This is a genomic window from Donghicola eburneus (assembly GCF_900115865.1).
Taxonomy (GTDB): domain Bacteria; phylum Pseudomonadota; class Alphaproteobacteria; order Rhodobacterales; family Rhodobacteraceae; genus Donghicola; species Donghicola eburneus.
In genome coordinates this window covers 236,798-245,242 of sequence record NZ_FOXY01000007.1, presented here as the reverse complement: position 1 = coordinate 245,242, position 8,445 = coordinate 236,798, and the positions used below count along the sequence as shown (strand labels likewise).

Here is an 8,445-nt window from a genome sequence, read left to right as displayed (position 1 = left end):
GCATCAATCTCGTCGGCGATCGCTTCCAAAAACTGCGCGCGCGTCTCGCGGCTGGAATAGCCATACTCCCAGAACGCCTCTTCGGCGGCCTGACAGGCCTGATCCACCAGCTCGGGCGTCCCAACGCTGAACTCAAACGCAGCGCCGCTCACCGGCTCGTTCTTGAACGTCGCGTCGCCCGCAACCCACTCACCGGCCACCAAATGCTTGCCGTGCGGTTCAAATCCCATCTCTCATCTCCTCTGCGCTCCAAGCCAGCTCAACAGCCAACCCACAAAGCGCTCCATCTTTCATCTTTGCAAAAAATACTCCCGCCGGAGGCGGAAACGCCGCTAGTCACGATGCACAGACTCCGCCGTGAACATACCGCCCTGCCACAAGACATCCGGAGCATCGGCGGACTTGCGCGGCTGCTGCTCAATCTCTTCGCGGAACACTTCACTGTCGTCTTTTGGCTTCCACCCCAGCCACCCGAGATGGCTGTTGTCCCACCACCCGCAGGTATTGTCCGACGCGCCCCAGATGATCGGACAGCCCAGTTTCGGCACCGCAAACACCCGCTCCATCAGTGACACGAAATCATCGTAGCTGAGCCAAGTTGCCATCATCCGGCGATCCTTGGGCTTCTCGAAGCAGGATCCGATGCGCAGGAGCGCCGTCTCTTGGCCGAACTTCGAGTGATACATGCTGGCAACAGCTTCGCCAAATACCTTGGAGATACCGTACCACCCATCAGGCCGCGTGGGCATGTCTGCAGTCAGGCGCTGATCCTGCGGGTAATAGCCGATCGTGTGGTTCGAACTCGCAAACACGATCCGCGGCATGCCGTTCGCGCGCGCCGCCTCGTACAGGTTATGGAGACCACGAATGTTGGCCGCCTCGATCAGGTCATAGGACTTCTCGACCGATACACCGCCCAAGTGGATGATCCCGTCGCAATCCTTGACCAGATCAACGACCGCAGCCTCATCCGCCAGATCGCAGACGACGTGTTCTTCGTTGGCGGCAGCCTCTCCCATCGGCACGACGTCAGACAAACGCAGGGTTTCGGCCATATGCGCCAGACGGGTGCGGCACATGGTGCCCAATCCGCCCGCAGCGCCAGTGATCAATAGTCGTTTCATCATGAAAATCACTCCATCAGGCTCGGCAAGAACATAGAGAACGCCGGCACGTAGGTGACGAGCATCAGCGCCACCAGAATTGCGAGGTAGAACGGCAGGATCGATTTCACCGCCTGCTCGATCCGGATTTTGCCCACGACACAGCCCACGAACAGGCAGGCGCCGACAGGCGGGGTGCACAGACCCAAGCCTAGGTTCATCATCAGGATCACACCGAATTGCACTGGGTCCATTCCCAGTCCCACCGCAACGGGCAGGAAAATCGGCGTACAGATCAGGATCAACGCGGCCATGTCCATAATCATTCCCAGAACCAAGAGGATCAAATTGATCATCAGGAGGATGATTAACGGATTATCGCTGATACCGGCAACGAAATTTCCAAGAAGATCGGGAACACGATACAGCGCAAGCAAATAGCTGAACGCAGAGGCCGTCGCGACCAGCAGCATCACCAGCGCTGTCGTCCGCACCGAGGTAATCACCGCTAGCTTGAACGCAGGCCACGTAAGTTCGCGGTAAACCAGCGTGGTCACGAGGATGGCCCAGATCGCGCCAAAGGCTCCGGACTCGGTCACAGTCATCACGCCGGACAATACGCCGCCCACAATGATCACCGCAGTCATCAGTCCGGGCAGCGCCACGATGGTCGCCACGCCAAGCGCCTTGAAACCGGGGAAGGTTTCTGCCGGATAGCCACGACGCACCGCAACCCAATAGGCAACCAAGGCCAGACACAGGCACATCAGGATGCCGGGCACGATGCCCGCGATGAACAGCTTGGAAACTGACATGCCCCCTGCGGCCACAGCATACAGGATCATGTTATGCGAGGGCGGGATTACGATGCCTGCCACGGATGACGTGACCGTCACGTTCACCGCATAGTCGGGGTCGTAGCCCTTGTCCTTCATGACAGGAATCAGGATCGAACCAAGCGCCGAGGTATCCGCCACTGCCGAACCAGAGATGCCGCCGAACAACATCGAAGACAGCACATTCACCACGCCCAAACCGCCACGCACCGACCCCACAGCCGAAGACGCCAGACGCACCAGACGGTTCGCAATCCCGCCCTGCATCATCAACTCGCCCGCAAAGATAAAGAACGGAATCGCCAGCAGCGAAAAGACCGAGACACCAGACAAGATGCGTTGGAACCCGATGAATAGGGGCAGCCCTTCGTAGAGAAAGCCGCCCACCGCAGCCAGACCCAGCGCAAATGCTACGGGCATGCCACAAAACAGACCCAGCCCGAAAATTCCGAATAGTACCGCGAGGCCCACTAGAGCTCTCCTGTCAGTTTGTATTCACCACGGGCCAACTCGCCCACGTGATATAGGGAAAACACAACGGTCAAGGCACCGCAGATCGCCATGGGCACCGCGCGCCAGCCCTCGGCTATGCCGAGCATGGGGATATTCCGCGGCCACGTCTTTTCAGCCAGCGTCCAACCCTGCCACGCAAGGAACCCGCCAAACACACAGACAGCAATCACGGCGATCCAGCGCATGGGGATCCGCAGCGGATCGGGCATCATCTCGCGGATGAAATCGATGGACAGGTGGCTCTTGTTCCACACCCCTGCCGCAGCGCCCAGAAAGGTGATCCACACCACCAGCAGCAGTGCCAGTTGCTCGACCCATGTAGGGGTGTCGTTCAGCACATAACGGCCCCACACCAGCCAACCAAAGATCGAGATCAGCGTGACCAGCTGCACGCCCGCGATCACCAAACAGGTCTGCGCCAGCGCCGCCAGAACGCGGTAAACCGGCCCGCGCGCCGTGTGTTCTAGTTCGTGTTCCACGTCGGTCTTCCCCGAAGAATGGTGGGCCGCACGCATTGGGGACATGCGGCCCGATACGCGCTTATTCAGTCGCCTGAATGTCCTTGATCAGCGACTCGAGATCGGGATGAGCGCTGATGAAGTTCGCGTAGATCGGCTCCATCGCCGCTTGGAAGGCGGCAGGATCTTCGACCTCGTTCACCATGGAACCGGCTGCCTCGACCACCTCGAGGCTCTTGGCTTCGCGTTCGGCCCAAAGCTGGCGCTGGAGCTGAGCTGCGTCCATCGCGGCCTCTTTGATCGCAGCTTTATCCTCGTCCGAAACACCTTCCCAAACCGACTCAGCCACGCAGAGGCACTCGGGCAAGATCAGGTGGTTGGTGATGGAGTAATACTTGGCGACCTCGTAGTGGTTCGAGGACTCATACGAGGGGTAGTTGTTCTCTGCCCCATCAATCACCCCTGTCTGCAGGGACTGATACACCTCACCATAGGCCATGGGGGTCGCGTTGCCGCCCAATTGATCGACCATCTGAACGTACAGGTCGTTGTTCATGACGCGGAACTTCAGACCCTCGACATCGGCGGGGGTGTGGATCGGCTTCTTGGTGTTGTAGAAGCTGCGCGAGCCGCTATCGAACCACGACAGAGCCACGATGCCCGCCTCGCTCAGCGCGTCGCTGAACTGCTGACCAACATCGCCGTCCATCGCGTGGTGCATTTGTTCTACATCGCGGAAAATAAAAGGTAGCGACAACACGTTGGTCGCGGGCACGATTTCACCCATCGGGCCCATGTTAAAGTTCGCCCAAGCCAGAGCGCCGCTGCGGACCTGCTCGATCGCGTCGGGCTGGCTGCCCAGAATGCCGTTGGCATAGACAGTAGGGGTGATGCGGCCTTCGGTGACTTCGGCGACTTGGTCCGCAAAGGACTGCATCGCAACGGTGTTCGGATAATCCTCGGGGTGGATCGCCCACCCGCGCCACTCTGCTGCCTGCGCAATGGATGCCGCGCTGGTCAGAGCGACGATGGAAACAGAAGCAATCTTCAAAATCTTGTTCATAGTGTCCTCCCTTGGGCGCACCTCCTGCGCCAATGGCAACTTGTATGACAAATTGTATGATGAGTTGTCAATAGGTGGGGTAACCACTCTCAGCCTCTGCAAAACAAGGGCTCTAGCCAGTTAGCCACATAGGCAAAATAGCTACATACCGGTAATCTACAGCTGTCAAAAGAATCAAGTTATCAGACAGATTTACTCTCAGCACCCAGGCACCTGCACACCCGCTCTGCCCGGACTCACAGAAAACTTCGCCCGATCCCCTGCCCTTTTTGGATTTCCATGCCTAAGTTCCCGCCAACGCGTTCGAACAAGAGGATCTATTATGACCGACAGCAGCTACACGCCCCCCGCCGTCTGGACTTGGGAACCCGGCAACGGCGGCGAGTTCGCCAGCATCAACCGCCCTATCTCTGGTGCAACCAAAGAGGTCGAACTGCCCGTCGGCGACCATGCGCTTCAGCTGTACTCCATGGGCACGCCGAATGGTCAGAAGGTGACCATCCTACTGGAAGAACTACTTGAGGCGGGCCACACCGAAGCCGACTACGACGCATGGCTGATCAAGATCGGCGATGGCGATCAGTTCGGCAGCGGCTTTGTCGAATTGAACCCCAACTCTAAGATTCCCACCCTGCTAGACCGCTCGAACGGTCAGCGCGTGTTCGAAAGCGGCTCGATCCTGACATACCTGGCAGAGAAATTCGGAGCCTTCTTGCCCACACAAGCTGGCGCACGCGCCGAAGTGTTCAACTGGCTGTTCTGGCAGATGGGCGCAGGCCCTTATGTGGGCGGCGGATTTGGTCACTTCTTTGCCTACGCACCCGAGAAGATCGAATATGCCATCGACCGCTTCACAATGGAGACCAAGCGTCAGCTTCACGTTCTGGACACCAATTTGGCCGACCGCAAATTCGTAGCAGGCAACGACTATTCCATCGCGGATATGGCGATCTACCCGTGGTACGGCGCCCTCGTTGAGGGCCGCTTGTACAAGGGGTCGGACACTTTCTTGAACGTGTCTGAGTACGAGAACGTGCAGCGTTGGGCTGCTGATTTGGCTGCCCGTCCAGCCGTTCAGCGCGGCGGTGTCGTCAACCGCACCGGCGAGGGCCAACTGCCCGAGCGCCACAGCGCAGAGGATTTCAAAGCCATCGGCTTTTGATCTACATCGGCGGGCAACACACTCGCCCCCGACGCCTTTGGATGGTTGCGCTAAACGTGTGCGCAACCATCTTTTTTCCGTGATTGCAGAGTTGTTACAGTCTCGATCTATGGCTAGTGTCTCACCGATGTTCGGGGCACAGCCACGTGGCCCCTCAAGTCATTTCACGAAGGGTTACGAATGCTGGAATTGACCAACCATACCGCTTGCACCGCTCAGCCGCTGGACGACTATCTGGCCAGCCGCGGCGGCCCCGCCAAAATCATCAAGGCAATTGCGGACTCGCTCATGCCTATTGCGGACCGACTGGCGGCAGGTGCTCTTTATGGGGATCCGGCAGCGATCGTTGGGGTGAACGAAAGCGGCGACAAGCAGAAGTCGCTAGATCTGGGCACCCACGTGTATATGGTTGACGTCCTGAAGGCCGCAGGCGTGCGCTTGATGCTGTCCGAGGAGTCCGAAGAAGTTCTGACCCTGAACGAGGACGGAGACTACGACGTCGCCATCGACCCCATCGACGGGTCTGGCAGCATTGGCGTTGGGGCAATCCTTGGCATGTTGTTCTCAATTTTACCGGTCTCGGACAAAGGCTTCTTGCAGGACGGTCATTCCATCGTGGCGGCGGGCTATGCGTCCTTCGGACACTCGATGGATTTCGGCTTTGCCATGGACGAAGGCGTGACCATCGCCGTTTACGACCGCTCCAGCGACATGCTGCGGGTCACGGTCGAAAACCTGCAACTGCCCGAAACCACCAAGGTTATTGCGTATAACGCATCCAACGCCCGCCACTGGGGCGCTGGCATGACCGCCTATATCGACGAGATTCTGGCAGGCAAAGACGGCCCCCGCGGCAAGAACTACAACATGCGCTGGCCTGCTGCTGCCGTGGGCGATTTGCACCGCATCCTGCTGCAAGGGGGCATGTTTCTGTACCCCGGCGACCGCCGCGAGGGCTATGAGAACGGCCGCCTGCGCTTGGTCTATGAAGCAATGCCCATGGCCTATCTGATGCAGGCCGCGGGCGGTCTGGCCACCGATGGCCACCAGCCGATCCTCGACAAAGTCGCGACCGACGGTCACGAGCATTCGGCCCTGATCTTTGGCGCGAAAGAAGAGGTAGAGGCCTATCTGCGCTGCATGGAAACCGAGAAGTAAGGCACAAAGAAGCGCGGCACCGTTGGGGTGTGCCGCGCTTTCGATCACCGCAAGCCTTGGGAGTTACTTGCGGTATTTCACGTCCAGATCGTTGATCGCGTTGACGTTGCCCGCCGAGCGGCCATTTTCATCAAAGCTGTTGGACAGGAACGCGTCGGCGATGGCTTTTGCCAATTCACTGCCGATGACACGTGCACCCATGGTGATGACCTGCGCGTTGTTCGAAAGGGCTGCGCGCTCTGCCGAGTAGGTGTCGTGCGTTTGTGCAGCTCGGATGCCCGGAACTTTGTTCGCCGACAGACACACACCGATGCCGGTGCCACAGCACAGGATCGCACGGTCATAAGTGCCATCCAGAACGCCGTTGCATACGCGGTCCGACAGATTCGCGTAGAAGGCATCGGGGCCTTCGTCGGTGCGCGACACTTCGGACACCTCATATTTGTCGCCAAGGTAATCGGCCAGAACCTTTGCCAGACCTTCGCCTGCGCTATCGCCTGCTACTGCAATTTTCATGTGGATCTCTCCTCTGGGATCAAATCTTGGCCGCGCATTTGGCGAGAATGTCGAGGTATCCCTCGACGTTCCAAGCACTGCGGCCGATGAACAGCCCGTCGATATGCGGGCAGCTGATGAGTTCTTCGCAATTGCCGGGGTTGACCGAACCACCATAGAGGCAGGGCACTTTGCGCCCCAGCACGTCATGGGCCACGGCAATGATTTCGGCCTGACGCGCATCCGCATACTCTGAAGTTGCGGGAATGCCGTTCTCGCCGATGGCCCAGACGGGCTCGTAGGCCAGCAGGATCTCTGCCGATTTCTGGTCATCCGACAGCTTGGACAGGGCGCCACGCACCTGCTGCTCCAACACTTCGGCAGCGCGGCCCGCTTCGCGTTCGGGCAGGGTTTCACCGATGCAGATCAGCGGGATCATTCCGTGACGCACAGCAGCTTCGGTCTTCAGACCAACGGTTTCGTCAGTCTCGCCAAAGTGCTCGCGGCGCTCCGAATGCCCCAGTTCCACGATGTCGAGATTACAGTCCTTGAGCATCAAAGGGGACACTTCGCCGGTCCACGCGCCCTGATCGGCCCAGTGCATGTTCTGCGCGCCCACTTTGACCGAGGTCTCGGCCAGCACGTCCTTGACCTGACGGACATTGGTGAACGAAGGGATCACAAAGCGCTGGATGCGCTCGTCGCGACCGCCATCCGCAGCGGCCAGAGCCTCGGCAAAGACCATCGCTTCGGCGAGGGTTTTGTTCATCTTCCAGCTGGTTCCGATCCAGAATGAGGCGGTCATGTCCTTGGGTCCTTTAGTTGGCGACGATCAGGTCCACCCCACCCTCGGCCATCGCGTCTAGCGCGGCCTGCGGAGGTGTGTCGTCGGTGATAATCGCGGTGTAATCGGTGAGGTCGCACAGCTTGTGCAGGGCAGTGCGTTCGAAACGGGTGTGGTTAATCAAAAGGCAACTCTGACGCGCCGATGCTTGCATCGCCCGCTTGGCGCGCACCACCTCGTCGTCCATGTGAAACGCCTCCATCCCCGCCACGGCAGGCACAGAGATAAAGGCAATATCTGCCCGTAGGCGATCTAGTGCATCCTCGGTCACAACGCCAAAGTAAGCATTAAACTTCGCCGAATAGGTCCCGCCCAAAGCAATCAGCGTGATCCCGCTTTCATCCCTCAGCGCATCCATGATCGCGGCGTTATTGGTGATCACAGTCAATGGACGCTTCTCCACCAGACGCCGCCCCAACACCGCTGCAGTGGAGCCATCGTTGACCATTACCGTCATGCCGGGTTCGACCAGCTTCAGAGCCTCGTCCGTCATCCGGTCTTTGGCCGCGCCACTGCGCCGTTCGCGGAACCGGAAATCGGATTCGAACTGGGTGCCCGCTTCGGTCGTCGCGCCGCCGCGGATTTTGCGCAGAACGCCCGCCTGCTCCAACTCGTCCAGATCGCGGTGGATGGTCATTTTCGAAACGACAAACCGCTGCGCCAGATCCTCCAGATCTACCGATCCCTGCTCGACCAGCAGGTCCATGATCGCTTGTTGGCGCTCGTCGCGTTTCATCTTCCAAACCTTTGTCTGCTTCACTTTGGCTTCAAATACCCCAGCGAAACGGTGATTGCAGTCGTAACATCAAACAT

The 8,445-nt window shown here is 59.0% G+C and carries 9 protein-coding genes and 1 pseudogene; 2 read left to right on the top strand and 8 right to left on the bottom strand.

Going from position 1 to position 8,445, the window contains the following annotated elements; all coding sequences use genetic code 11:
- From BM225_RS14165 to BM225_RS14145, 5 genes and pseudogenes are all read right to left on the bottom strand, one after another.
- Positions 1-230: pseudogene (locus BM225_RS14165) on the bottom strand (aldehyde dehydrogenase (NADP(+))); the annotation flags it as partial.
- A 102-nt stretch (positions 231-332) separates the two neighbouring features.
- Entirely contained in the window at positions 333-1,127 is a 795-nt protein-coding gene (locus BM225_RS14160; protein ID WP_072705372.1) for an NAD-dependent epimerase/dehydratase family protein, read from the bottom strand.
- A gap of 5 nt (positions 1,128-1,132) precedes the next feature.
- Positions 1,133-2,410, bottom strand: coding sequence for a TRAP transporter large permease (locus BM225_RS14155; RefSeq protein ID WP_072705370.1), 1,278 nt, complete (start codon positions 2,408-2,410; stop codon positions 1,133-1,135).
- Positions 2,410-2,931, bottom strand: coding sequence for a TRAP transporter small permease (locus tag BM225_RS14150; RefSeq protein WP_072705368.1), 522 nt, complete (start codon positions 2,929-2,931; stop codon positions 2,410-2,412). Before BM225_RS14150 ends, BM225_RS14155 begins: the two co-directional genes overlap by 1 nt.
- Before the next feature lie 61 nt (positions 2,932-2,992).
- Positions 2,993-3,973, bottom strand: coding sequence for a TRAP transporter substrate-binding protein (locus tag BM225_RS14145; RefSeq protein WP_072705366.1), 981 nt, complete (start codon positions 3,971-3,973; stop codon positions 2,993-2,995).
- Between the two features lie 322 nt (positions 3,974-4,295).
- Here BM225_RS14145 and yghU point away from each other — a divergent pair, with 322 nt between their 5' ends.
- Positions 4,296-5,135, top strand: a complete 840-nt coding sequence (gene yghU, locus BM225_RS14140; protein ID WP_072705364.1) for a glutathione-dependent disulfide-bond oxidoreductase — start codon at positions 4,296-4,298, stop codon at positions 5,133-5,135.
- A 180-nt stretch (positions 5,136-5,315) separates the two neighbouring features.
- The gene (locus tag BM225_RS14135) at positions 5,316-6,293 is read left to right on the top strand and encodes a class 1 fructose-bisphosphatase (RefSeq protein WP_072705362.1); all 978 of its coding nucleotides are present in this window, start codon (positions 5,316-5,318) and stop codon (positions 6,291-6,293) included.
- 63 nt (positions 6,294-6,356) lie between these two features.
- Here BM225_RS14135 and derI read toward each other — a convergent pair whose 3' ends face one another.
- Genes derI through BM225_RS14120 form a run of 3 tightly spaced genes read right to left on the bottom strand, consistent with a single transcriptional unit; the run spans position 6,357 to position 8,368 of the window.
- Entirely contained in the window at positions 6,357-6,809 is a 453-nt protein-coding gene (gene derI / locus BM225_RS14130; RefSeq protein ID WP_072705360.1) for a D-erythrulose-4-phosphate isomerase, read from the bottom strand.
- 19 nt (positions 6,810-6,828) lie between these two features.
- A complete protein-coding gene (locus BM225_RS14125) occupies positions 6,829-7,593 on the bottom strand; it encodes a triose-phosphate isomerase (protein ID WP_072705358.1) in 765 nt (254 codons plus the stop codon).
- 13 nt (positions 7,594-7,606) lie between these two features.
- Positions 7,607-8,368: a DeoR/GlpR family DNA-binding transcription regulator gene (locus tag BM225_RS14120; protein ID WP_072705355.1), complete on the bottom strand. Its 762-nt coding sequence runs from the start codon at positions 8,366-8,368 to the stop codon at positions 7,607-7,609.
- Positions 8,369-8,445: the final 77 nt, after the last annotated feature.

Bases quoted from the DNA above. Each gene is read 5' to 3' on its own strand.
- BM225_RS14160 (WP_072705372.1), bottom strand. From the start codon at position 1,127: ATGATGAAACGACTATTGATCACTGGCGCTGCGGGCGGATTGGGCACC.
- BM225_RS14120 (WP_072705355.1), bottom strand. From the start codon at position 8,368: ATGAAACGCGACGAGCGCCAACAAGCGATCATGGACCTGCTGGTCGAG.
- BM225_RS14145 (WP_072705366.1), bottom strand. From the start codon at position 3,973: ATGAACAAGATTTTGAAGATTGCTTCTGTTTCCATCGTCGCTCTGACC.
- BM225_RS14125 (WP_072705358.1), bottom strand. From the start codon at position 7,593: ATGACCGCCTCATTCTGGATCGGAACCAGCTGGAAGATGAACAAAACC.
- yghU (WP_072705364.1), top strand. From the start codon at position 4,296: ATGACCGACAGCAGCTACACGCCCCCCGCCGTCTGGACTTGGGAACCC.
- derI (WP_072705360.1), bottom strand. From the start codon at position 6,809: ATGAAAATTGCAGTAGCAGGCGATAGCGCAGGCGAAGGTCTGGCAAAG.
- BM225_RS14135 (WP_072705362.1), top strand. From the start codon at position 5,316: ATGCTGGAATTGACCAACCATACCGCTTGCACCGCTCAGCCGCTGGAC.